The following is a 22543-nucleotide window of genomic DNA, read 5'->3' as shown; positions in this document are numbered from 1 at the left end:
GCTGCCCAAAGGTCAGGCTACGCCCGTTTTTGCGGGTTTCAGAGGCCCGCCTGCGCCTTCACATAGGCCGCGATCTCGGCATGGGTCGCGAACCAGACATCGCCCTTGCCCTTGGCGTGCCGCACCAGCTCCTCGAGGATCCAGAAGCGCGAGCGATAGGTGATGACATGCGGGTGCATGGTCAAAAGGAAGAGCCCGCCATCCTCATAGGCGCCGTCGAATTCGCGGCGGAAGATGTCGAACACCGCTTCGGGCGGCGTATAGGGCCGCAGCGCCTGGAAGCGGTTCATGTTGAAATAGACCGCATCGTCGCGGATCCACTCGACCGGCAGCTCGACCATGCCGGTCGGCTCGCCCTTCTCGATCAGCTCATAGGGATCGTCATCGGCGAAGAGCGAGGAATCGTAGAGCAGGCCGAGCTCGCGCTCGACCGCGAGCGTCACTTCGGAAAAATCCCAGGACGGGGTGCGCATGCCGACCGGCCTCACCCCGGTGATTCTCTCCAGCGTATCGGCCGAGCGCAGATGCAGCTCGCGTTCCTTGTCGGGCGGCACCGCGGTGTTGACCTCGTGGATCCAGCCATGCAGGCCGATCTCGTGCCCCTCGGCGACGACGCGGCGCTGCTCGTCGGGATAGAGCAGGGCGGTCACCGCCGGCACGAAGAAGCTCGCCTTGATCTCTTCCCTCGCCAGCATGGACAGGATGCGCGGCATGCCGGCGCGGTTGCCGTATTGCCCCCAGGACAGCCGTCCGACCGATTTGCCGCCATCGCGCAATTCATTGGTCTCATGGTCGACGTCGAAGGAGAGCGCGACCGCGCAGCGCGCCCCGCCCGGCCAGCTCTTAGGTTTCAGATTACGGCCGGCGCGCACGCGCTCGACCTTGCCGCGCCAGGTCTCTTCGGGCCACTGCCAGGGTTCGAGATCGTCCATCGTCATCCTCCAGTCACGAGGCCGCTGCCGGCAGCACCGGCACGGCGGCGAGCAGGCGCTTGGTGTAGTCGTGTCGCGGCCGGTCATAGACCTCTGCCGCCGGGCCTTCCTCGACGATCCGGCCGCGATACATCACCGCCACCCGCTCGCAGAGATGGCGCACCACCGAGAGGTCATGGGAGATGAAGATCAGCGTCAGGCCGAGCTCGCTGCGCAGCCGCATCAAGAGGTTGAGGATCTGCGCCTGGATCGAGACGTCGAGCGAGGCGACCGGCTCGTCGCAGATCACGAGGTCCGGCTGCATGGCGAGCGCGCGGGCGATCGCGACGCGCTGGCGCTGGCCGCCGGAGAACTGGTGCGGATAGCGGCCGGCGACGGCAGGATCGAGCCCGACGGCGCTGAGCCAGTCGCGGACATATGCGTCGGTCTGCGCCCTATCGATCAGACCATGGGCGAGCGGCCCTTCGCTGATGCTGTCGCCGATGCGCATGCGCGGGTCGAGTGAGGCGAACGGGTCCTGGAAGATCGTCTGGACGCGGGTGGTCAGCTTGCGCGGCGTCTCGCCGGTGCTCATCACCGGCTGGCCGGAGAGGCGCACCGTGCCGGCGCTCGGTGCGTAGATGCCCGCCGCCATCCGCCCCAGCGTCGACTTGCCGGAGCCGGATTCGCCGACGAGACCGAGCGCTTCGCCGCGCGCCACGGTCAGGCTGACGGAATCGACCGCCAGCACCGAGACCGCCGGCTTTGCCAGCCCCAACTTCTCGGCCAGCGCCCGCAGGCTACCGGTGCGGGTCTCGAAGCGCTTGCTGACGTCGTCGAGCACGAAATAGGGCGCTGCTTCGTCACCGGCCGGCTCCGCCTTCGCGGCCGGCAGGCGTGGCGGCGGTGCGGCGTCGGGTACTTCGCCGCGCAGCAGGTAGGTGCCCGGCTTGGCACGCGAGGGCAGGGCATCGAGCAGGGCGCGGGTATAGGGATGTTGTGGTCGCGTCAGCACGTCGAGCATCGGGCCTTCCTCGACGATCTTGCCGAGCCGCATCACCGCGACATGCTGGGCGATCGAGGCGACGGTGGCGAGGTCGTGGCTGATCCAGATCAGCGCGGTGCCGAGCTCGGCGACGAGCTCCTTCATCTCGGCCAGGATCTCGGCCTGGATCGAGACGTCGAGAGCGGTGGTCGGCTCGTCGCAGATGATCAGTTTTGGCCCATGCAGCAGCGCGATCGCGATGGCGACGCGCTGGCGCATGCCGCCCGAGAGCTGGTGCGGGTAGAAATCGACCGTCGCTTCCGGATCGGGGATGCGCACCTGCGCGAGGCCCTCGATCGCGCGCCGGCGCGCCTCGGTTGCAGTGATCTTCCGATGCGCCTCCAGCGCCAGCCGGATCTGCTCGCCGATGGTTAGGACCGGGTTCAGCGTCATCAGCGGGTCCTGGAAGACCATCGAGACGGTCTTGCCGCGCAGCGCCCGGAGCTCGTCCTGCGGCAGGCCGGTGAGCTCGCGCCCTTCGAGCTTCACCGAGCCGCCGGCGACGCGGCCGGGCGGGTCGATCAGGCCGATGATCGAGAAGCCGGTGACGCTCTTGCCCGAGCCGGATTCACCGACGAGCCCCGTCACCTCGCCACGCCGCAGCGAGAAGGAGACGCCATCGACCGCCTTCACCACCCCGGCGCGGGTGAAGAAATGCGTGCTGAGGTCGCGGACCTCGAGGAGAGCTGCGTCGGTCATGGTTTGCTCCCTTCTCCCCCTGCGGGAGAAGGTGCCGGCAGGCGGATGAGGGGTCGCGCGACATTGCTGAATGTCGTCCTTCGCTCTTGGCGCCAACCTGCCGGCGTCGCGCGACCCCTCACCCCAGCCCTCTCCCGCAAGGGGAGAGGGGGCACGGTGGCGGCCAGTCCCGGCGAGAGCACCCTCATCGCTTCAGCCTCGGATTGACCTGGTCGCGGACCTGGTCGCCGACGAGATTGATCGCGACGATCAGCAGGATCAGGGCAAGGCCGGGATAGATCGAGATCCAGTAGCGGCCCGACAGCATGTACTGGAAGCCATTGGCGATCAGCGCGCCGAGTGAGGGCTCGGTCACCGGCAGGCCGACGCCGAGGAAGGACAGGGTCGCCTCGAGCGCGATCGCGTTGGCGACCTGCACGGTCGCGACCACGATCAGCGGCGGCAGGCAGTTCGGCAGGATGTGGCGCCAGACCACCTGCCGCGCCGGCAACGGCGTCGAGAGCGCTGCCTCGACATAGTCCTTGCCGCGCTCGGCCGAGGCCGCGCCATGGGCGGTGCGGGCGAAATAGGCGTATTGTGCGGCGGCGAGCGCGGCGATCAATTGCGCCTTGCCCTGGCCGAGCAGGGCCGAGATCACCAGCGCGAGCAGGATCGCCGGGAAGGCGAGCTGCAGGTCGATCACCCGCATGATGAAGGCTTCGCGCCGTCCCCCGAGATAGGCTGCGCTGATGCCGAGCCCGACGCCGACGACGAAGGCGATGGCGCCGGCGACCAGGCCCATCTGCAGCGAGATGCGCAGGCCGTAGAGGATGGCGGAGAACAGGTCGCGCCCCTGTGCATCGGTGCCGAGCCAGTGCGTGTAGCCGCCGGAGCCGACAAAGCCGGGCGGCCGGCGGGCATCCATCAGCGAGAGCTTGGCGAGGTCGTAAGGGTCCTGCGGCGCGATCAGCGGGGCGAGCAGGGCGACGCCGACCAGCGCCACGACGAGGGCGAGCGCCGCGACCGCGATCCTGCTCTCGCGGAATTCGGCCCAGAAGCGTCTGGCGGGCGAATCCTTGCGCATCAGCCGCGCCCCTTCCGCAGCCGCGGATCGAGCGCGAAATAGGTCAGGTCGACCAGGAAGTTGATCATGATGAAGACGAAGGCGACCAGCATCAGATAGGCGACCATCACCGGCCGGTCGAGCGACTGGATGGAGTCGATGATCAGCTTGCCGATGCCCGGCCAGGAGAAGATCGTCTCGGTGACCACGGCGAAGGCGAGCGTCGAGGCGAATTCGAGCCCGAACACCGTGACGAGCGGGATCGAGATCAGCCGCAGCACATGCCGGCGCAGCACGGTCCATTCCGACAGGCCGGCGGCGCGGGCGAACTTCACCGTGTCGCTCAGCATGACCTCGCGGGTTCCGGCGCGCGCGAGGCGCGTCATCAGGGCGAGCTTGAAGAAGGCGAGATTGGCGGCCGGCAGCAGCATGTGGCTGAGCCCGTTGGCGGTCAGAAAGCTCCACTCGACACCGAACAGCGCGGCGGTGTTGCCGCGCCCGCCGGCCGGAAGGATCTGCAATTCGACGGCGAAGGTCATGATCAGCACGAGGCCGATCCAGAAGGTCGGCACCGAGAAGCCGAGGATCGAGATCGCCATGATCGTCTTGGCGAGCGCGCTGTCCGGCCGGTAGCCGGCATAGATGCCGGCCGGGACGCCGATCAGTGCCGCGCCGACCACGGCGGCGACCGTCAGCTCCAGCGTCGCCGGCAGGCGCGACAGGATCAGCTCCAGCACCGGCATGCCGAAGACGAAGGAGCGGCCGAAATCGCCGTGCAGCACGCGGCCGAGAAAGGTGAAATACTGTTCCCAGAGCGGCTTATCGAGCCCGTAGCGGGCGATCGTCTCGAGGCGGATATCCTGGCTGACATCGGGGCCGATCAGCACGTCGATCGGATTGCCGATCGCATAGACGCCGATGAAGACCAGCGCCGACATGACGAGCATGACGGCGAGCGCCTGCAGGATCCGCTCGAGGACGTGCGTCAGCATCGGCGCGGCGTTCTTCGGAAAATGCCCTCGGACCTTGTCCTGCGGAGCCGCAAAGCGGCGTCCCGAAGGATGGTCCAGGGTGCACCGGAGCATCCTTCGAGACGCGATCTGCGATCGCTCCTCAGGATAAGGTCCGAGGAGGGACCGCTCGTCACGGCCAGCTCTCCGCCATCGCCGCCCGCGTCTCCTCGACTCCGACCGTCCAGACCCTGAGCATCTCCGCGTCGGGGCGCTGGTAGCGGCCGTGGAAATTGCCGTCGCCGAGGATCTCGCGCTTTCGCTGGGGATTGGCTGCCTGGTAGAGGGCGGCATCGAACGGCGGCTTGACGATGTCCGGCATGGCCACGCCCTCGAGGCGGGTCCAGGGAAAATTCTCCATCCAGGAGGCATGCGACGCGGCCGGGTCGATCTGCCGGACGGCGGCCTGGAACAGCGGGCCGGCCCACCAATTGTGCATCTTGACGCTGGCGTCGGGGCGTCTGCCCATCCATTCCGTGGCGAGCGTCATCGCCGGCGAATTGCCGCCATGGCCGTTGACCAGCACGATACGGCGGAAGCCGGAGCGGTAGACGCCTTCGAGCAGGTCCTCGATCACAGCGAGATAGGTGCTCATCCGCAGCGAGACCGTGCCGGGATAGGCGGTGAAGCCCGGCGTCATGCCGTAGGCCAGCACCGGAAAGACCGGAATCCCGAGTGGTTCGGCGGCCTCGTTCGCGACGCGCTCGGCGAGGATCGCATCGGTGGCGAGGCTCAAATAGGCATGCTGCTCGACGCAGCCGAGCGGCAGCACGCAACGGTCGTCGCGCTTCGCCTGTTCCTCGATCTGCATCCAGTTCATCCGGGAAACCAGCATGACCGATCCTTGCGTTTCGACGAAAGCACGTCATCCTTGACAGCCGCATCCGGGGTCGTCAAGTTCCATATGGAACCAAGTCAGGGAGTGTCGCAATGCGCCTCGCGCCGACCGCCTTGTCGAAGCTGGACAGCGAGCGCGAGGCCGCTCTGCGTAATCTCGACCCGTTGATCGTCACCAAGCTCTGGGGCAATCCCTGCTGGCTCTCCTTCCGGCTGAATTTCATCGCCTTCCGCTTCAATGATCCGGTCTATCGCTGGATCGAGACGCGCTACGGGCTGGTCCGGCCGGAATTCGTCGCGCTCTACGCGGTCGGCCTGAAGGGCGGCGTCGCCGCCAAGAACATCGTCGCCTCTGCCGGCCTGCCGAAGAACACGCTGTCGCGCGCCATCCAGAAGCTGCTCGAGCGCCGTCTGCTCAAGCGCGAGAGCGATCCCGACGACCTGCGCAGCTATGTGCTGGCCCTCACCCCTGCCGGCAGGGCGATCTTCGACGAGACCATGCCGCGGATGGTGCAGCAGCAGGCTGCGATGCTGGGCGCGTTGAGCGAGGCCGAGCAGAAGCAGCTCTGCGAGCTCCTGGACAAGATGGTGATCGCCTCTCCGACCTGGCCTGTCGACCTCGAACCCGAAGGTAACCCGTCATGACCGAGACCTTGCGCATCTTCCCGCTCTGGCGGCGGGCCACCTTCGCTGCCCTGTGCGGCATCGGGCTCGCCGGCCCCGCTCTCGCCCAGAACCTGACCATCGGCGTGCGCGCGGGCCCGGAATCGATCGACCCGCATTTCACCGCGACCGGTACCCATGCCGAGGCGCTGAAGCATGTCTTCGACACGCTGACGTGGTCAGGCGACAAGCTGCAGATCGAGCCGAGGCTGGCGACGAGCTGGAAGGCGATCGAGCCCGCCGTCTGGGAGTTCAAGCTCCGCCCCGGCGTGAAGTTCCATGATGGGTCCGACTTCACCGCCGAGGACGTCAAGTTCTCGATCGAGCGCATCCCGGTCGTGGCCGGACCGAACCCGACGACGATCTATGTCCGCCGTGTCAAGGAAGTGAAGATCGTCGACCCGCTCACCGTCCACATCGTCACCGACGGACCGGCGCCGAATCTGCCGAACGATTTCATCCGACTCTTCATCGTCTCGCACAAGGCGGCCGCCGGCCTGACCAAGGACAATGCCAACGAAGCCTTCAACGGCGGCAAGGCGGCGATTGGCACCGGTCCCTATAAATTCGTCTCCTGGACGCCGAAGGACCAGCTCGTGCTCGACCGTTTCGACGGTTATTGGGGCGAGAAGCAGCCTTGGGCCCGGGTGCTGCGCAAGGAACTGCCGAACGACGCCGCCCGCGTCGCCCAGCTCAAGGCCGGCCAGGTCGACATCATCGTGCGCGCGCCGGCCTCCGACGTGCCGACGCTGAAGCGCGATGCCAAGCTTTCGGTAGCGACCATCGACACCGTCTATGTCTTCAACATGGAGCTCGACATGCGGGACAAGTCCCCGCAGGTCAGCGCCAAGGACGGCTCGCCGCTGCCGAAGAACCCGCTTCAGGACGCCAGGGTCCGCGAGGCCATCGACCTCACCATCGACCGGCCGGCCCTCGCCGAGATCGCGATGGAAGGGCTGGGCGCACCGGTCAACCAGCTGGTGACGCCGGATATCGCCGGCTACAATAAGAGCCTGCCGCCGCTGAAGCCCGATCTCGCCAAGGCCAAGAAGCTGATGGAGGAGGCCGGCTACCCGAACGGCTTCAAGGTCGGCTTCTCCTTCACCAGCGATCGCCTGCCCGGCGACCGGCAGGTCGGCACCTCCATCGCCCAGATGCTGGCGCGGATCGGGATCGAGGTGAACGCCAACGCTCAGCCCGGCGCCGTCTTCTTCCCGGCCCGGCTGCGCGGCGAGTTCTCGCTCTCCATGTCCGGCTGGGGCACGCTGACCGGCGAGGCGAACTACACGCTCTCCTCGGTGGTGCACTCCAACGACCCCGCCAAGAAGCTCGGCGCCTTCAATGTGCTCGGCTACAAGAACGCGGAGCTCGACAAGCTGATCGAGGATGCCGCGATCGAGATGGACGAGGCCAAGCGTAACGACCTCCTGGCGCAGGCCAACGCCATCGTCGCCAAGGACCGGCCGCGGCTGCCGATCGTCGCCGTCGGCTCGGCCTGGGCGATGCAGAAGGCCAAGGTGACCATCCGCCCGCGCGTCGACGAGGACACGCTGGCCATGGACATCAAGCCGGCGAAGTAAGGGGAACCAGGACCGTCATGCTCGCCCTTGTGGCGAGCATCCATGTCTTGAACATCGGACTGCGCAGATAAAGACATGGATGGTCGGGACAAGCCCGACCATGACGTCGCGGCGCACCCTCACCACGATGTGACTGAAGTCAGGATAAGCAAAAATGACCATCGCTCTCGCCATCCATGGCGGCTGCGGCACCTTGCCCAAATCCGAAATGACCGACGCCGAATGGGCCGAGGCCAAGGCCCATCTCGCCAAGTCGCTGCGTGCCGGCTGGGCGATCCTGGCCAAGGGCGGCAGTGCCGTCGACGCGGTCGAAGCGGCGGTCGTGGTGATGGAGGATTCCGCTCATTTCAATGCCGGCCATGGCGCCGCCCTCAACGCCGATGGCGAGCATGAGCTCGACGCCTCGATCATGGACGGCGCGACCTTGGCGGCCGGGGCGCTCTGCGCCGTCAAGCGCATCCGCAATCCCGTCACCGCCGCCAAGGCGCTGATGCGCCGCGGCGACCCGCTGCTGCTGACCGGCCCGGCCGGCGACGCCTTCGCCCAGGCCGAGGGGCTCGACATCGTCGCCAATGAGCATTTCTCGACCGAGCGCCGGCGCAAGAACCTCGCCTCGATGAAGATCCGCGAGCTCGTCGGCACCATGGCCGGAGCGAGCGAGGCCGAGAAGCACGGTACGGTCGGCGCCGTCGCGCGCGACCAGGCCGGTCATCTCGCCGCCGCGACTTCGACCGGCGGCTATACCAACAAGCCGCCGGGCCGTGTCGGCGATTCCCCGATCATCGGCGCCGGAACCTATGCGCGCGACGGGCGCTGCGCCGTCTCCGGGACCGGCAAGGGCGAGTATTTCATCCGCTATTGCGTCGGCCACGAAATCGCGTCGCTGATCGGCTATGCCGGGCTCTCGCTGCAGGAAGCAGCCGAGCGCGCCATGGCCGAGCTGACGGCGCACAAGATCGGGGCAGGCCTCGTCGCCATCGGCGCCGAGGGCGAGATCGTCGCGCCCTATAACACCGGCGGCATGTATCGCGGCTGGGTCACGCCTGACGGCCTCGTCCATGTCGCGACCCATGCCGATGTCGAAGTGATGGGGCAGGCGTGAGCGGCGATTATCTCCTCTCAGCCCTCATCCTGAGGAGGCCGCGTAAGCGGCCGTCTCGAGGGATGCTCCAGCTGGTCAGGGAGTCTTCTGGAGCATCCTTCGAGACGCGATCTGCGATCGCTCCTCAGGATGAAGGCTTCGGGTGGGAGAAGGCGGGCTCATGACGACCGAACCGATCCTGATCTGGGGCGCAGGCGCGATTGGCGGCACGCTCGGCGCCTATTGGGCGCGGGCCGGCGTGCCCGTGCTGCTGGTCGACATCGTGCCCGAGCATGTCGAGGCCTGCCGGACATCGGGCCTATCGATAACCGGCCCGGTCGAGGAATTTCGGCAGGTGGTGCCGGCAGCGACGCCGCAGGAGCTGACCGGAACCTATTCCCGCATCGTGCTGGCGGTGAAGGCCGGGGCGACGGAGGCCGCGCTCGCGGCACTGACGCCGCATCTCGCGGAAGACGGCTTCGTGCTCTCGGCCCAGAACGGGCTCAACGAGATCACCATCGCAAGGGCGGTCGGCGAGGCGCGCACCATGGGCTGCTTCGTCAATTTCGGGGCCGACTGGCATGGTCCCGGCGAGATCCTCTACGGCAATCGCGGCGCCGTCGTCGTCGGCGAGCTCGATGGGGCGATGACCGACCGGGCCCGCGAGATGCACCGTTTGCTCAGGTTGTTCGAGCCGGATGCGGTCCTGACCGACAACATCTACGGCTATCTCTGGGGCAAGCTCGCCTATGGCGCGATGCTGTTCGGCACCGCCCTCACCAACGATTCGATGTCGGCGAACTTCGCCGATCCCGCCCGCCTGCCGGTCTGGCTGGCGCTCGGGCGCGAGGTCGGCGCGGTCGCGGCGGCGCGCGGTGTGACATCGCTCGGCTTCGGCGGTTTCGACCCCAGGGCCTTCGCGCCCGGCGCGCCCGAGGGCCCCCAGGTAAAGACCATTGCCTGGCTCGCCGACTATACCGCGAAGACGGCCAAGACCCATTCCGGCATCTGGCGCGACCTTGCCGTTCGCAAGCGCAGGACCGAAGCCCGGCCGCAGATCGGCATCATCTCGGCGCTCGGCCGCGAGGTCGGCGTCGCGACGCCAGCGCTCACGACGCTGGTCACGCTCATCGAAGACATCGAGGAAGGCCGCCGGCCGATGGCGTTCGAAACCCTGAAGGTGCTGATCGAGCAATGCAGATCCGTTTCGATGACCGTGTAGCCCTCGTCACCGGCGCCGCGCAGGGCATCGGCCGCGCCATCGCCGAGGCGCTGGCCCAGGCCGGCGCCCGTATCCATCTCGTCGATCTTGATGGCGAGGGCATCGCTGGCGTGGCCAGGGAACTGGGCGCGGCCGCTCATGTCGCCGATCTCGGCGGGCCCGCAGCGGCGCAGGAGACGGTCGCCGCCGTGCTTGCGGCCGAGGGCCGGCTCGACCTTCTGGTCAACGCCGCCGGCGGCGTGCGCGGCCAGGTCGGACGGCCGATCGAGGAGATCTCCGAGTCCGACTGGCGCGCCATCTTCGCCGCCAATGTCGACGCCGCCTTCTTCCTGTCGCAGGCCGCCGCGGCCCCGATGAAGCAGGCTGCTTACGGCCGCATCGTCAACATCTCCTCCGGCGCCGGCCTGCGGCCGAGCCTGACCGGCATCCAGGCCTATGCCAGCGCCAAGCACGCTCTGGTCGGGCTGACCCGGCAGCTCGCCTGGGAACTCGGCCCGCATGGCATCACCGTCAATTCGGTGGCGCCCGGCTTCGTCCGCTCCAACCCGGCGACCGAGCGGCAATGGCAGTCCTATGGCGCGGAAGGCCAGAAGCGGCTGGTCGAGGGCATCCATACCCGCCGGCTCGGCACGCCGGCCGACATCGCCCATGCCAGCCTGTTCTTTCTCTCGGAGCAGGCGGGCTGGACAACCGGCCAGATTCTGTCGGTCGATGGCGGACGTTCCTGAGTTTCTCCCCGAAAGGGATGATCCGGCTCATTGCTGAGCCGGATTGCCACATGCGCAAGGATCGCCCTAGAGTGCGCGCCGGGCGGCACTCGCCGCCTGCCGAAAGTGAAGGGAGAGCACGTGGCAACGGGCACCGTGAAGTGGTTCAACGAGACCAAAGGGTACGGATTCATCACGCCGGATGCCGGCGGCAGCGATGTCTTCGTGCATATCAGCGCAGTCGAGCGCTCTGGCCTGCGCGGCCTGAACGAAGGCCAGAAGATCAGCTACGATCTGGAAGCAGACCGCAAGACCGGCAAGTCGGCGGCCGTCAACCTCAAGACTGCCTGAAGACACCGGCCTATCGAGGGTCGCGGACAAGCGGCGTCTGCTTCCCCGCCATATAGAACTCGTCAAGAACTGATGATTCCAGGCATTTCCGTCGCCGATCGGCGACGGCCAGGAGCGCAAGGCCAGGTCAGGCTCCTCCGCGGCGCCGGTCGCTTGCAATCGCATCGCTGTCATCGATCTGCATTACGCCTGCTCTAAGCGGGAGGGCTTGCCATGGCGCGCCAGAGCGCCGGGGAGGGAGAGCCCAGTGGATCGCAGTTTCGACCTCGCCATCGTTGGCGCCGGTATCGTCGGCCTCGCACATGCTTTGGCCGCCGCACGGCGCGGGCTGAAGGTCGTCGTGATCGACCGCGATGCGCAGGCCAATGGCGCGTCCGTCCGCAATTTCGGCTTCGTCACCGTCACCGGCCAGCAGGCGGGCGAAACCTGGCAGCGGGCGCGGCGCTCGCGCGATGTCTGGGCCGAAATCGCCCCAAAGGCGGGGATTTCGCTGGTCCATGCCGGGCTCTGCCTCGCCTCGCGCCGGCCGGAGGCGACCGCTGTGCTCGAGGCCTTCCTCGCCACCGAAATGGGCGAGGGCTGCGCGGTGCTGCGCGGCGAGGCCCTGGCGCAGCGCTTCCCCTTCCTCGCGCCGGGCCAGGAGGCGGCGCTCTGGAGCCCGCATGATCTGCGTGTCGAATCGCGCGAGGCGATCCCGCTGCTCGCCGCTCATCTCGCGCGCGACTGGGGCGTCTCCTTTCTGCGCCAGGCGACGGTGCGCGGCGTCGCCCTGCCGGTGATCGAGACCTCGGAAGGCGCCCTGCGTGCCGATGCCGCCATCATCTGCCCCGGCGACGATTTCACCGGCCTCTATGCCGACGAGCTCAGGCGCGCCTATCCCGCGCTGACCCGCTGCAAGCTGCAGATGCTGCGGGTCCGCACCGCCACCTCCGGGCCCGACCTGCCCTGCGCGGTCATGTCGGATCTCTCGCTGGTGCGCTATCTCGGCTATGCCGAGCTGCCTGAGGCCGCCGCCCTGCGTGCCCGGCTGGAGCGCGAGCAGCCGGAACATCTCGCCAACGGCATCCATCTGATCACCGTCGCCTCGGCCGATGGCAGCCGCATCGTCGGCGATTCCCACCATTATGCGGCAACGCCCGATCCGTTCGCGCAGCATGGCGTCGACGCGCTGATCCTCGACGAATACGAGGCGGTCTTCGGCGTGCGCCCACCTGTCGAGACGCGCTGGCTCGGCACCTATGCCAGCCTGCCCGACCGGCCGATGCTGCGCGAGACGATCGCCGAGCGCGTCCGGCTGGTGATCGTCACCTCGGGAACCGGGGCTTCCACCTCCTTCGCGATCGGCGAAGAGACCATTGCGGAGATGTTCGGATGAGCGCCGTCGCCATGCTTTCGTTCAAGGCCGTCAAGGCGGTGGTGCTGGACTGGGCCGGAACGGTCGTCGATTTCGGCTCGCGTGCGCCGATGGGCGCCTTCGTCGAGGTTTTCGCCCGTTTCGGCGTCGCCATCAGCATCGCCCAGGCTCGCGGCCCGATGGGGCTGCCGAAGCGCGCCCATATCGCCGCGCTGCTGGCCGAGCCGGCGATCGCCGAGGCCTGGCGCGCCGCTCATGGCGCGCTGCCGGACGAGCAGGCGATCGACGCCGTCTATGCCGAGTTCGTGCCGCTGAATGCCGCTGTCGTCACCGACTATGCCGAGCTGATCCCCGGCGCCGCCGAGACGGTCGCCAATCTGCGCCGGCGTGGGCTCAGGATCGGCTCGACCACGGGCTATACCCGCGAGATCATGGAACGCCTGCTGCCGGCGGCGGCGGCGCAGGGCTATCGTCCCGACAATCTCGTCTGCGCCGGCGATCTCGCGGAAGGGCGGCCGAGTCCGTTGATGATGTATCGCTGCTTCGCCGATCTCGGCGTCTATCCGCCCTCCAGCGTCGTCAAGGTCGACGACACCGAGCCGGGCATCGCCGAAGGTGCGGCCGCCGGCTGCTGGACGGTCGGCCTCGCCGTCTCCGGCAATTGCGTCGGCCTCTCGCTGGCGGAGTGGAACGAGTTGCCCCTGCTCGAGCAGCAGGTCCTGCGCGGCAAGGCGGCGGCGCGGCTGCGGGCCGCCGGCGCCGACTATGTGGTCGACAGCATCGCCGAGCTCGTCGGCGTGGTTGAGGCGATTGATTCGACCCTGCTGGCGCGCGCCGCGGCGAAACAGCCGGCCTGAGCCCGGAACAGCGAAAACAGGAGTACGAACGGACCGGCGACCGCCCCTCGCCGGTGCTCGCCCTGCTTTGCCCGCGAATGCGGCATGCATGCCCAATTTAGAACGATTGACAAACAAAACGGCAGCGCTGAGAGTTCGTAGGTATACAAACGAATTTCCTTGCCGGCTTGGCGCCATTGATGCGCCCGGCTTAGGGTGGGGAGCCGCGGCGAGGGGCCGCAAGCAAGAAGATCGATCAGCCAGTGGGGGACAGCCATGAAGATTGACCGTCGCCAATTCGTCAGCGGAGCCGTGATCGGAGCGGCCACGCTGGCAACGCCCTCGCTGCTGCGCGCTCAGGGCGCGCCGATCAGGATCGGCGAGATCAACAGCTACACCTCCCAGCCGGCCTTCCTGAAGCCCTATCGCCAGGGCTGGGAACTCGCGCAGGAGCAGGTCAACGCCGCCGGCGGCGTGCTCGGCCGCAAGATCGAGACGCTGTTCCGCGACGATGCCGGCAAGCCCGAGGATTCGGTGCGCCTCGCTGGCGAGCTGATCAATGCCGAGAAGGTCGATCTGCTCTCCGGCGGCTTCCTCTCCAATGTCGGCCTCGCCATCGCCGATTACGCCCTCCAGAACAAGCGGCTCTACGTCGCCTCCGAGCCGCTTTCCGACGCGATCGTCTGGGCCAAGGGCAACCGCTACACCTTCCGCCTGCGCCCCTCGACCTACATGCAGGCGGCGATGCTGGTCGAAGAGGCCGCCAAGCTTCCGGCCAAGAAATGGGCGACCGTCGCGCCGAACTATGAGTACGGCCAGTCGGCGGTGAAGTGGTTCAAGGAGCTGCTCAAGAAGGCGCGGCCCGATGTCGAGTTCGTCGCCGAGCAGTTCCCGGCGCTCGGCCGCATCGATGCGGGCGCCACCGTGCAGGCGCTCGAGGCGGCCAAGCCCGACGCGATCTTCAACGTCACCTTCGCCGCCGATCTCGCCAATTTCGTCCGCCAGGGCAATACGCGCGGGCTGTTCGAGGGCCGCGCCGTCGCCTCGATGCTGACCGGCGAGCCGGAATATCTCGACCCGCTCGGCGCCGAGGCCCCGGTCGGCTGGATCGTCACCGGCTATCCCCAGGCCGACATCCAGACGCCGGACCACGTCAAGTTCCGCGAAGCCTATCGCGCCAAGTACAACGACTATCCGCGGCTCGGCTCGGTCGTCGGCTACGACACGATGAACGCCATCGCCGCCGGCCTCGCCAAGGCGGGTACGACCGACAATGAGAAGCTCGTCGACGCGCTGAAGGGGCTGAAGTTCACCTCGGCCTTCGGCCCGGTCGAGTTCCGCGCTTCCGACCATCAGGCGACGCTCGGCGCCTATGTCGGCAAGACCGCGGTCAAGAACGGCAAGGGCGTGATGGTCGACTGGCGCTATGCCGACGGTGCCAAATACCTGCCCTCGGATGCCGAGGTGAAGGCGCTGCGCCCGGCGGGCTGAAAACCGCTTCAATCTGATATTGACTAGATCCCGGCCGCGACATTGCGTTGCGGCCGCTGGAAGAGTGCGCCCTTTTCGCCCGGTTCGATGGATGTCGGTATGATCGACCTGATTTTCGCACAGACGCTGAACGGTCTGGCCTCGGCCTCGTCGCTGTTCCTCGTCGCCTGCGGGCTCTCGATCATCTTCGGCGTGACGCGGATCGTGAACTTCGCGCATGGCTCCTTCTACATGCTGGGCGCCTATCTCGCCTTCACGCTGGTCTCCTATTTCGGCGGCTCCGAAGCGCTCGGCTTCTGGGGCGGGGTCGTGCTCGCCGCGTTGATCGTTGCGGCGATCGGTGCCCTGGTCGAGATCACCGTATTGCGCCGGATCTATCAGGCGCCGGAACTCTTCCAGCTGCTCGCCACCTTCGGCCTGGTGCTGATGGTGCAGGACATCGCACTCGCGATCTGGGGAGCGGAGGACAAGCTCGGCCCGCGCGCGCCGGGCTTCAAGAGCTTCGTCGTGCTGATGGGCAGCCGCTTCCCGACCTATGAGCTCTTCCTGATCGTGGTCGGGCCGATCATGCTCGCCCTGCTCTGGTTCCTGTTCCAGAAGACGCGCTGGGGCACTTTGGTGCGCGCCGCGACGCAGGATCGCGAGATGGTCGGCGCGCTCGGCGTCAACCAGCGCCTGCTCTTCACCTCGGTCTTCGCCTTCGGCGCGGGGCTGGCAGGTCTCGGGGGAGCGCTTCAGCTGCCGCGCGAGGCGGTCAACCTGCACATGGACCTGTCGATGATCGCCGAGGCCTTCGTCGTGGTCGTCGTCGGCGGGCTCGGCAGCGTCACCGGTGCCTATCTCGCAGCCGTGCTGATCGGCGTGATCCACGCCTTCGGCATCCTGATCTTCCCGAAGATCACGCTCGTTCTGGTCTTCCTGGTCATGGCGGTGGTGCTGATGGTCAAGCCCTATGGGCTGATGGGCAGGCGGCCGGTCGGCAGCGCCCATGCCCATGGCCCGGTCGAGCCCTTGCTGCTGCCGGCGAGCTCCGCTGCCAAGGGCCTCGGCCTGCTGGCGCTGGCGCTCCTCATGGTCGCGCCCTTCATCGTCGCCGATCACTGGCTGCTGACCCTGACCGAACTCTCGATCTTCGCGCTCTTCGCCGCCTCGCTGCATCTGATGATGGGCCCCGGCGGCATGGCCTCCTTCGGCCACGCCGCCTATTTCGGCCTCGGCGCCTATGGTGCGGCGCTCGCCGTGAAATGGCTCGCTCTGCCGATGCTGCCGGCGCTCGCCTTCGCGCCCTTCCTCGCGGGCATCGCCGGCTTCGTCTTCGGCTGGTTCTGCGTGCGGCTCTCGGGCGTCTATCTGGCCATGCTGACGCTCGCCTTCGCCCAGATCGCCTGGGCGACCGCCTTCCAATGGGTCGATCTCACCGGCGGCGACAACGGCATCCTCGGCGTCTGGCCGGCTGCCTGGGCGAGCTCGAAGCTGGTCTTCTATTATCTCACGCTGGTGATCTGCGTCGCCTTCGTGCTGCTGCTGCGGGTCTTCGTCTTCGCGCCCTTCGGCTATGCTCTGCGGGCCGGGCGCGACAGCCCGCTCAGGGCCGAGGCGATCGGCCTGCCGGTGATGCGCATCCAGTGGCTCGCCTTCATCATCGCCGCCTTCGCGGCGGGCATCGCCGGCTCGCTCTTCGCCTTCTTCAAGGGGTCGGTCTTCCCGACCTATATGGCGATCCCGCGCTCGGTCGATGCGCTCTTGATGGTGCTGCTCGGCGGTGTCCAGACGGTTTCGGGCCCGATCGTCGGCGCCTTCGCCTTCATGGGCCTGCAGGAGCAGCTCGCCAAGGCGACGATGTACTGGCGCTTCGTGCTCGGCGCCTCGATCGTGCTGCTCGTCATCCTGTTCCCGCGCGGGCTGGTCGGCACCACGCTCGCCCTCGCCGAGCGCCGCCGCGAGGATGGCGGCGCCGCGCCTGCCGCCACGCCGGAGCCAGCCCGATGACCCCGGTCCTCGAAGTCCGCAATCTCGGCAAGTCCTTCGGCGGCGTCCGCGCCGTCGACGATGTCAGCTTTGAGGTCGAGGCCGGCAAGCTGCTCGCTCTGATCGGCCCGAACGGCGCCGGCAAGACCACCTGCTTCAACATGCTGAACGGCCAGCTGCCTTCCGACCGCGGCGAGGTCATCCTCGCCGGCCGCCGCATCAGCGGGCTGAAGCCGCGCGAGGTCTGGCGGCTCGGCGTCGGCCGCACCTTCCAGATCACCGCCACCTTCGCTTCGATGAGCGTGCGCGAGAACGTCCAGATGGCGCTGATCTCGCATGCCGGCGAGATCTGGAAACTGTTCGGCCGGGCCAAGGATCGCCATGTCACCGAAGCCGACGCGCTGCTCAGCCAAGTCGGCATGCTCGATCAGGCCGAGCGCGCCTGCGGCGTACTCGCCTATGGCGATCTGAAGCGCGTCGAGCTCGCCGTCGCCATCGCCAACCAGCCAAAACTTCTCCTGATGGACGAGCCGACGGCCGGGATGGCGCCACGCGAGCGCATCGCCCTGATGGCGCTGACCGCCGAAATCGCCCGGCAGCGCGGCATCGCCGTGCTCTTCACCGAGCACGACATGGATGTCGTCTTCGCCCATTCCGATGCCGTGCTGGTGCTCGACCGCGGCCGGCTGATCGCGCAGGGCAAGGCCGAGGAGGTCCGTAACGACCCGGCGGTGCGCGCCGTCTATCTCGGCTCCGGCGCGACTTCGGGAGGCCATTGATGAGCGCCACCATGCTCGAGATCGAAGGGCTGAACGCCTATTACGGCCGCGCCCATATCCTGCAGGGCGTCGGCTTCTCGATGGAGCGGGGCGAGGTACTGGCGCTGATGGGCCGCAATGGCGCCGGCAAGTCGACGACGATGAAGGCGGTGATGGGGCTCGTTGCGCCGCAATCGGGCCGCGTCGTCTTCGACGGGCAGCCGATCGCCGGGCGCGAGCCCTTCGAGATCGCAAGGCTCGGCCTCGGCTATGTCCCCGAGGACCGGCGGGTCTTCTCCGAGCTCAGCGTCATGGAGAACCTCGCCGTCGGGCGCCGGCCGCGCCGCGATAACGTGCCCTACTGGACGCCGGAGCGCCTGTTCGAGCTCTTCCCCAATCTCGGCCGCATGCGTGACCGGCCGGGCGGGGCGATGTCGGGCGGCGAGCAGCAGATGCTGACCATCGCCCGCACCCTGATGGGCAATCCCAGCCTCGTCCTGCTCGACGAGCCCTCGGAAGGGCTCGCCCCGGTCATCGTCGAGGAGATGGCCAAGACCATCCTGGCGCTGAAGAGCGAGGGGCTCTCGGTGCTGATCTCCGAGCAGAACCTGCATTTCGCCGGCTCGGTCGCCGACCGGGCCACGATCATCGAGAAGGGCCTGATCCGCTTTACCGGCACCATGGCCGAGCTCAAGGCCAACGAAGCCGTGCGCTCGCAGTATCTTTCGGTGTGAGACGCTTCCCGTCATTGCGAGGCGCTGAGCGGCAGCGCCTTGGAAACATGCACACCACGCTTCCCGTCATGGTCGGGCTTGACCCGACCATCCACGTCTTTGCTGGTCGAGACCTGAGTTCAAGATGTGGATGCTCGCCACAAGGGCGAGCATGACGAAATGGCAGCGTTGCATCCGATCTGGCCCGCAAACGAAAAACCCCGGAAGCTTGCGCTTCCGGGGCAGGTGCCCGGCAGTGACGATGCCAGGTGGGAGGAAGCTTACCAGCCGGCCAAGACCTGGCCCTTGAAGCGCTCGGCGACGAAGGCCTTCACCTCGGGCGTGTGATAGGTCTCAAGCAGCGTCTTGACCCAGGGCTTGTCCTTGTCGGCGGTGCGCACCGCGATGACGTTGACATAGGGACCCTTGGCGTCCTCGCGCAGGATCGCGGAGGTCGGATCGATCTTGGCGTCGACGGCATAGTTGGTGTTGATCGCGGCGGCGGCGACGTCGGCCAGCGAGCGCGGCGTCTGGGCGGCCTCGATCTCGATGATCTTCAGCTTCTTCGGGTTCGAGGTGATGTCGGCGACCGTCGGCTTGAAGCCGGTGCCGTCCTTGAGCTTGATCACGCCCTTGTCCTGCAGCAGCAGCAGGGCGCGCCCGCCATTGGTCGGGTCGTTCTGGATCGCGACCGTGGCCCCGTCCGGAATTTCGGCCCAGCTCTTGTACTTCGACGAGTAGATGCCGAGCGGGAAGTTCACGGTCAGGCCGACGCTGGTCAGCTTGAAATTCCGGTCCTTCACCTGGTTGTCGAGATAGGGCTGGTGCTGGAAGGAGTTGGCCTCGAGCTCGCCGGCGTCGAGCGCCTGGTTCGGCACGACATAGTCGGAAAACTCGATGATCTTGATGTCGAGCCCCTTCTGGGCGGCGAGCGGCTTCACCTTCTCGAGGATCTCGGCATGCGGGCCGGGCGAGACGCCGATGCGGAGCACCTGGTTCTGCTGGGCGAGCGCCGGGCCGGCGACGGCGACTGCGAAAGCGGCGGCGAGAATGGTCCTGCGGGTGGTCATGGAACGGACTCCGTTCTTGTAGATTGCGGGAGGCGACGGCTTCACCAGGTTGGCAGGATCGAGCCCTTGAAGCGCTCGGCGACGAAGGCCTTGATCTCGGGCGAGCGGTAGCTGTCGACCAGCGCCTGCACCCAGGGCTTGTCCTTGTCGACGCTGCGCACCGCGATCAGGTTGGTGTAGGGGCCCTTGGGCGCCTCGCGCAGGATCGCCGAGTTCGGGTCGAGCTTGGCGTCGACAGCATAGCTCGTATTGATCGCCGCGGCAGCGACGTCGGCGAGCGAGCGCACCGTCTGCCCGGCTTCGATTTCGACGATCTTCAGCTTCTTCGGGTTCTCGGTGATGTCGAGCACGGTCGGCTTGAAGCCGGTGCCGTCCTTCAGCTTGATCACGCCCTTGTCCTGCAGCAGCAGCAAGGCGCGGCCGCCATTGGTCGGGTCGTTCTGGATCGAGACGGTGGCGCCGTCCGGCACCTCGGCCCAGCTCTTGTACTTCGCCGAGTAGATTCCCATCGGGAAATTGACGGTGGTCGCGACGCTCGCGATCTTGAAGCCGCGATCCTTCACCTGGTTGTCGAGATAGGGCTGGTGCTGGAAGGCATTGGCTTCGAGGTCGCCGGTGTCGAGCGCCTGGTTCGGGATGACGAAATCCGAGAACTCGAAGATTTTGAGCTCATAGCCCTTCTTGGCGATGATCGGCTTGATCTGCTCGACGATCTCGGCATGCGGGCCGGGGGTGACGCCGATGCGGATCACCTGGTTCTGCTGGGCGAGGGCGCCCGAAGCGGGCAAGGAGAGGGCGGCGGCGGCAGCCAGCAGGCTGCGCCGGGAAAGCAAGGTCGACATGGTAGGCTCCGGCTGAAGAAGAAGGTTCGCGTGGCGCTCAGGCGTGGCGCAGGCGTTTGTTGAGATGGCGGGCGAGGCGGTCGCCGAGGCTCTGCACGGCCTGGACGAGGACGATCAGCACCGCGACGACCGCAGCCATCACTTCGGGCATGAAGCGCTGATAGCCATAGCGGATGCCGAGATCGCCGAGGCCGCCACCGCCGACCGCACCGACCATGGCCGAGAAGCCGATCAGGCTGACGAGAGCGAGCGTCAGGCCGAGGGTGATCGCCGGCAGGGCCTCGGGGACGAGGACCTTGCGCACGATCTGCACCGGCGTCGCGCCCATCGAGCGCGCCGCCTCGACCAGCCCCTGGTCGACCTCGCGGATCGCGCCCTCGATGAGGCGGGCGATGAACGGCGTCGCCGCCACCGTCAGCGGCACGGTCGCCGCCGTGGTGCCGATCGATGTACCGGCGATCAGCCGGGTGAACGGGATGATCGCGACGACCAGGATGATGAAGGGCGTCGAACGCGTGGCGTTGACCAGCGTGCCGAGGATCGCGTTGACGGCCGGGGCGGCAAAGAGCTCGCCGCGCTTGCTCGTCGCCAGGAAGACGCCGAGCGGCAGGCCGAGCAGGGTGCCGAGCCCGGCAGCGATCGCGACCATCAGCAGCGTGTCGCCGGTGGCCTGGATGATCAGGCGGATGAGTTCAGGCGACATGACCGATGACCTCTGCCTTGAGTTCGAGGCCCTTCAGCGCGCCGAGCACGGCACCGAGGCCGGGTTCTTCGGAGGGAACCGAGACGAGCAGGCTGCCGAAGGGTTTGCCGGCGATGGCGTCGATTCGCCCCGCCAGGATGTTGACGTCGATGCCGATCGTGGAGCCGAGCCGGCTGATCACCGGCGCGGTGGCGTTGGCGCCGGAGAAGGTGACGCGCAGCACGGCGCTGCCGCCGGCCAGCGGCGTCTCGCGCAGCCGCCCGGCAAGATGGGCCGGCAATTCGACGCCGGTCACCGTTTCGACGAAGCGGGCCGTCGTCGGGTGCTGCGGCCGGGTGAAGACCTCGAAGGTCTCGCCTTCCTCGACGATGCGCCCGCCCTCGATCACCGCGACGCGGTCGCAGATCTCCTTGATCACCGGGATCTCGTGGGTGATCAGAAGGATGGTGACGCCGAGCTCGCGGTTGACCTGCTTGAGCAGCGCCAGGATCGACTGCGTCGTCTCGGGGTCGAGTGCCGAGGTCGCCTCGTCGCAGAGCAGCACCTTCGGGTCGGTCGCCAGCGCCCTTGCGATACCGACACGCTGCTTCTGCCCGCCCGAGAGCTCGGCCGGATAGCGCTCGCGCTTGTCGGCGAGACCGACGAGGTCGAGCAGTTTCTCGACCCGCGCAGCGATCTCGCTCTTCGGCGTGCCGTCGATCTCGAGCGGCAGCGCGACATTGTCGAACACCGTGCGCGAGGAGAGCAGGTTGAAATGCTGGAAGATCATGCCGGTCGAGCGGCGGCGCGTCCGCCAGCCGGCCTCGGTCAGGTCGGTGACATCGTCGCCCTCGATCAGGATGCGGCCGGAGCTGGCGCGCTCCAGCCCGTTGACCAGGCGGATCAGAGTCGACTTGCCGGCGCCGGAGCGGCCGATCACGCCGACGATGGCGCCGCGCGGCACATCGAGGTCGATGCCTTCCAGCGCCGTGACCGGCTTCTGGCCGCGCCGGCCGGCGAAGACCTTGCCGACCCGCTCGAAGCGGATGACCGGCTCGGCCAATGGCGCGATCTCGGCCGCGACGCGGAAGGCGTCGGGTTTCAGGGGGGCGTTCATCATGACCTCAGTATAGCGTGTGGCAGGACCAGTGGGTGATGCTGATCTGCTCGAGCGTCACCTGCCGGACCGATCGGCGCTGCGCCTCGTCGTCGACCGAAAAGGAGGGTTGGTCGAGCCGGCGTGGCGCGGCGGGCAGAGCCTCGCCGAGCCAGAGCGCGAGGCGCCGGCGCAGGGTTTCGAGCCCGGACATCACTCGCCTCAGGCCGCCAGCCGCGTCTGGCCCTGACGGCGCGGCGCGACGAGCAAACGGGCGGCGCGTTCGGCCGCGCCTGGCGTCGCGAAGCGCTCGCCCTCGAGCCGGTCGAAGGCCGAAGCCGCCGAGATGAAGGTGAAGAAGCGCTCGCCGGCGCGGCGCGCCACCAGCCCGGCCTGGGTCTCGCCGACCTCGATGACATAGGCGAGTGTGGACTGGGCGAGCGTCGGCTGGGCGACGACGGTCTGATCGGATGCAAGGGAAGTGAACTGCGACATGACGTGACCTCCGCCGCGATGCGGCGTCTCGAAGGATGAATCTGTTCGGAAGAAAATCCGCCGCACGGGCGGTCTCAGCGCTGGCTCAGC

Annotated in this window: 23 protein-coding genes; 12 read left to right on the top strand and 11 right to left on the bottom strand. The window is 67.6% G+C overall.

Annotation, left to right across the window (positions count from 1 at the left end):
* Positions 1-38 precede the first annotated feature (38 nt).
* From AC3RCC_RS00555 to AC3RCC_RS00535, 5 genes are all read right to left on the bottom strand, one after another.
* Positions 39-932, bottom strand: a complete 894-nt coding sequence (locus tag AC3RCC_RS00555) for a polysaccharide deacetylase family protein (protein WP_492257277.1) — start codon at positions 930-932, stop codon at positions 39-41.
* A gap of 13 nt (positions 933-945) precedes the next feature.
* A complete protein-coding gene (locus tag AC3RCC_RS00550; RefSeq protein ID WP_492257276.1) occupies positions 946-2655 on the bottom strand; it encodes a dipeptide ABC transporter ATP-binding protein in 1710 nt (569 codons plus the stop codon).
* A 184-nt stretch (positions 2656-2839) separates the two neighbouring features.
* Positions 2840-3718: an ABC transporter permease gene (locus tag AC3RCC_RS00545; protein ID WP_291638020.1), complete on the bottom strand. Its 879-nt coding sequence runs from the start codon at positions 3716-3718 to the stop codon at positions 2840-2842.
* Positions 3718-4689: an ABC transporter permease gene (locus tag AC3RCC_RS00540; protein ID WP_492257275.1), complete on the bottom strand. Its 972-nt coding sequence runs from the start codon at positions 4687-4689 to the stop codon at positions 3718-3720. The genes AC3RCC_RS00545 and AC3RCC_RS00540 overlap by 1 nt, the downstream gene beginning before the upstream one ends.
* A 151-nt stretch (positions 4690-4840) precedes the next feature.
* Positions 4841-5542 (bottom strand): creatininase family protein, encoded by a 702-nt coding sequence (locus AC3RCC_RS00535; protein WP_452117492.1) that lies wholly within the window; start codon positions 5540-5542, stop codon positions 4841-4843.
* Between the two features lie 95 nt (positions 5543-5637).
* Between AC3RCC_RS00535 and AC3RCC_RS00530 the strand changes: the two genes are divergently transcribed.
* The 12 genes from AC3RCC_RS00530 to AC3RCC_RS00475 all read left to right on the top strand — a co-directional run bounded on the left by AC3RCC_RS00530 (position 5638) and on the right by AC3RCC_RS00475 (position 18289).
* The gene (locus AC3RCC_RS00530; protein WP_291638014.1) at positions 5638-6189 is read left to right on the top strand and encodes a MarR family winged helix-turn-helix transcriptional regulator; all 552 of its coding nucleotides are present in this window, start codon (positions 5638-5640) and stop codon (positions 6187-6189) included.
* Positions 6186-7787, top strand: coding sequence for an ABC transporter substrate-binding protein (locus AC3RCC_RS00525; RefSeq protein WP_492257274.1), 1602 nt, complete (start codon positions 6186-6188; stop codon positions 7785-7787). Before AC3RCC_RS00530 ends, AC3RCC_RS00525 begins: the two co-directional genes overlap by 4 nt.
* A 154-nt stretch (positions 7788-7941) precedes the next feature.
* Entirely contained in the window at positions 7942-8889 is a 948-nt protein-coding gene (locus AC3RCC_RS00520) for an isoaspartyl peptidase/L-asparaginase family protein (RefSeq protein ID WP_492257273.1), read from the top strand.
* A 160-nt stretch (positions 8890-9049) separates the two neighbouring features.
* On the top strand, positions 9050-10090 hold the full coding sequence (locus AC3RCC_RS00515; protein ID WP_492257272.1) for a ketopantoate reductase family protein: 1041 nt from the start codon (positions 9050-9052) through the stop codon (positions 10088-10090).
* On the top strand, positions 10063-10818 hold the full coding sequence (locus AC3RCC_RS00510) for an SDR family NAD(P)-dependent oxidoreductase (RefSeq protein ID WP_492257271.1): 756 nt from the start codon (positions 10063-10065) through the stop codon (positions 10816-10818). Before AC3RCC_RS00515 ends, AC3RCC_RS00510 begins: the two co-directional genes overlap by 28 nt.
* A 120-nt stretch (positions 10819-10938) precedes the next feature.
* Positions 10939-11148, top strand: coding sequence for a cold-shock protein (locus AC3RCC_RS00505; protein ID WP_291638004.1), 210 nt, complete (start codon positions 10939-10941; stop codon positions 11146-11148).
* 247 nt (positions 11149-11395) lie between these two features.
* Complete coding sequence (locus tag AC3RCC_RS00500) at positions 11396-12523, top strand: TIGR03364 family FAD-dependent oxidoreductase (RefSeq protein ID WP_492257270.1); 1128 nt, start codon at positions 11396-11398, stop codon at positions 12521-12523.
* Positions 12520-13359, top strand: coding sequence for a phosphonoacetaldehyde hydrolase (phnX, locus tag AC3RCC_RS00495; RefSeq protein WP_492257269.1), 840 nt, complete (start codon positions 12520-12522; stop codon positions 13357-13359). Before AC3RCC_RS00500 ends, phnX begins: the two co-directional genes overlap by 4 nt.
* A 255-nt stretch (positions 13360-13614) precedes the next feature.
* Complete coding sequence (locus AC3RCC_RS00490; protein WP_291637998.1) at positions 13615-14829, top strand: ABC transporter substrate-binding protein; 1215 nt, start codon at positions 13615-13617, stop codon at positions 14827-14829.
* Positions 14830-14931: 102 nt separating this feature from the next.
* Positions 14932-16818, top strand: a complete 1887-nt coding sequence (locus AC3RCC_RS00485; RefSeq protein ID WP_492258845.1) for an ABC transporter permease — start codon at positions 14932-14934, stop codon at positions 16816-16818.
* Complete coding sequence (locus AC3RCC_RS00480; protein WP_492257268.1) at positions 16815-17576, top strand: ABC transporter ATP-binding protein; 762 nt, start codon at positions 16815-16817, stop codon at positions 17574-17576. Before AC3RCC_RS00485 ends, AC3RCC_RS00480 begins: the two co-directional genes overlap by 4 nt.
* A complete protein-coding gene (locus AC3RCC_RS00475) occupies positions 17576-18289 on the top strand; it encodes an ABC transporter ATP-binding protein (RefSeq protein ID WP_492257267.1) in 714 nt (237 codons plus the stop codon). Before AC3RCC_RS00480 ends, AC3RCC_RS00475 begins: the two co-directional genes overlap by 1 nt.
* Before the next feature lie 260 nt (positions 18290-18549).
* Here AC3RCC_RS00475 and AC3RCC_RS00470 read toward each other — a convergent pair whose 3' ends face one another.
* The 6 genes from AC3RCC_RS00470 to AC3RCC_RS00445 are packed head-to-tail and all read right to left on the bottom strand — an operon-like array spanning position 18550 to position 22453.
* Positions 18550-19338 carry a MetQ/NlpA family ABC transporter substrate-binding protein gene (locus tag AC3RCC_RS00470; protein WP_291646149.1) on the bottom strand — a complete coding sequence of 263 codons (789 nt, stop codon included), beginning with the start codon at positions 19336-19338 and terminating at the stop codon, positions 18550-18552.
* 41 nt (positions 19339-19379) lie between these two features.
* Positions 19380-20180: a MetQ/NlpA family ABC transporter substrate-binding protein gene (locus AC3RCC_RS00465; protein ID WP_492257266.1), complete on the bottom strand. Its 801-nt coding sequence runs from the start codon at positions 20178-20180 to the stop codon at positions 19380-19382.
* A gap of 37 nt (positions 20181-20217) precedes the next feature.
* Positions 20218-20883, bottom strand: a complete 666-nt coding sequence (locus AC3RCC_RS00460; protein WP_066472944.1) for a methionine ABC transporter permease — start codon at positions 20881-20883, stop codon at positions 20218-20220.
* Positions 20873-21979 carry a methionine ABC transporter ATP-binding protein gene (locus AC3RCC_RS00455; protein ID WP_291646147.1) on the bottom strand — a complete coding sequence of 369 codons (1107 nt, stop codon included), beginning with the start codon at positions 21977-21979 and terminating at the stop codon, positions 20873-20875. The genes AC3RCC_RS00460 and AC3RCC_RS00455 overlap by 11 nt, the downstream gene beginning before the upstream one ends.
* A 7-nt stretch (positions 21980-21986) precedes the next feature.
* Positions 21987-22172 (bottom strand): hypothetical protein, encoded by a 186-nt coding sequence (locus AC3RCC_RS00450; protein ID WP_291646146.1) that lies wholly within the window; start codon positions 22170-22172, stop codon positions 21987-21989.
* 8 nt (positions 22173-22180) lie between these two features.
* The gene (locus AC3RCC_RS00445; RefSeq protein WP_365877478.1) at positions 22181-22453 is read right to left on the bottom strand and encodes a hypothetical protein; all 273 of its coding nucleotides are present in this window, start codon (positions 22451-22453) and stop codon (positions 22181-22183) included.
* Between the last annotated feature and the right edge of the window lie 90 nt (positions 22454-22543).

The sequence above is a fragment of the Allobosea sp. GW823-FHT01F03 genome (assembly GCF_058798075.1).
Note: the sequence above shows the minus strand (reverse complement) of the source record. Positions and strands in the feature narration are given on the sequence as shown.

Excerpts from the sequence above, each read along its gene's own strand:
- AC3RCC_RS00520 (WP_492257273.1), top strand. The coding sequence starts at position 7,942 with ATGACCATCGCTCTCGCCATCCATGGCGGCTGCGGCACCTTGCCCAAA.
- AC3RCC_RS00465 (WP_492257266.1), bottom strand. The coding sequence starts at position 20,180 with ATGTCGACCTTGCTTTCCCGGCGCAGCCTGCTGGCTGCCGCCGCCGCC.
- AC3RCC_RS00460 (WP_066472944.1), bottom strand. The coding sequence starts at position 20,883 with ATGTCGCCTGAACTCATCCGCCTGATCATCCAGGCCACCGGCGACACG.
- phnX (WP_492257269.1), top strand. The coding sequence starts at position 12,520 with ATGAGCGCCGTCGCCATGCTTTCGTTCAAGGCCGTCAAGGCGGTGGTG.
- AC3RCC_RS00515 (WP_492257272.1), top strand. The coding sequence starts at position 9,050 with ATGACGACCGAACCGATCCTGATCTGGGGCGCAGGCGCGATTGGCGGC.
- AC3RCC_RS00550 (WP_492257276.1), bottom strand. The coding sequence starts at position 2,655 with ATGACCGACGCAGCTCTCCTCGAGGTCCGCGACCTCAGCACGCATTTC.
- AC3RCC_RS00535 (WP_452117492.1), bottom strand. The coding sequence starts at position 5,542 with ATGCTGGTTTCCCGGATGAACTGGATGCAGATCGAGGAACAGGCGAAG.
- AC3RCC_RS00480 (WP_492257268.1), top strand. The coding sequence starts at position 16,815 with ATGACCCCGGTCCTCGAAGTCCGCAATCTCGGCAAGTCCTTCGGCGGC.
- AC3RCC_RS00475 (WP_492257267.1), top strand. The coding sequence starts at position 17,576 with ATGAGCGCCACCATGCTCGAGATCGAAGGGCTGAACGCCTATTACGGC.
- AC3RCC_RS00555 (WP_492257277.1), bottom strand. The coding sequence starts at position 932 with ATGGACGATCTCGAACCCTGGCAGTGGCCCGAAGAGACCTGGCGCGGC.
- AC3RCC_RS00545 (WP_291638020.1), bottom strand. The coding sequence starts at position 3,718 with ATGCGCAAGGATTCGCCCGCCAGACGCTTCTGGGCCGAATTCCGCGAG.
- AC3RCC_RS00510 (WP_492257271.1), top strand. The coding sequence starts at position 10,063 with ATGCAGATCCGTTTCGATGACCGTGTAGCCCTCGTCACCGGCGCCGCG.
- AC3RCC_RS00470 (WP_291646149.1), bottom strand. The coding sequence starts at position 19,338 with ATGACCACCCGCAGGACCATTCTCGCCGCCGCTTTCGCAGTCGCCGTC.
- AC3RCC_RS00455 (WP_291646147.1), bottom strand. The coding sequence starts at position 21,979 with ATGAACGCCCCCCTGAAACCCGACGCCTTCCGCGTCGCGGCCGAGATC.
- AC3RCC_RS00530 (WP_291638014.1), top strand. The coding sequence starts at position 5,638 with ATGCGCCTCGCGCCGACCGCCTTGTCGAAGCTGGACAGCGAGCGCGAG.
- AC3RCC_RS00490 (WP_291637998.1), top strand. The coding sequence starts at position 13,615 with ATGAAGATTGACCGTCGCCAATTCGTCAGCGGAGCCGTGATCGGAGCG.
- AC3RCC_RS00445 (WP_365877478.1), bottom strand. The coding sequence starts at position 22,453 with ATGTCGCAGTTCACTTCCCTTGCATCCGATCAGACCGTCGTCGCCCAG.
- AC3RCC_RS00525 (WP_492257274.1), top strand. The coding sequence starts at position 6,186 with ATGACCGAGACCTTGCGCATCTTCCCGCTCTGGCGGCGGGCCACCTTC.
- AC3RCC_RS00450 (WP_291646146.1), bottom strand. The coding sequence starts at position 22,172 with ATGTCCGGGCTCGAAACCCTGCGCCGGCGCCTCGCGCTCTGGCTCGGC.
- AC3RCC_RS00540 (WP_492257275.1), bottom strand. The coding sequence starts at position 4,689 with ATGCTGACGCACGTCCTCGAGCGGATCCTGCAGGCGCTCGCCGTCATG.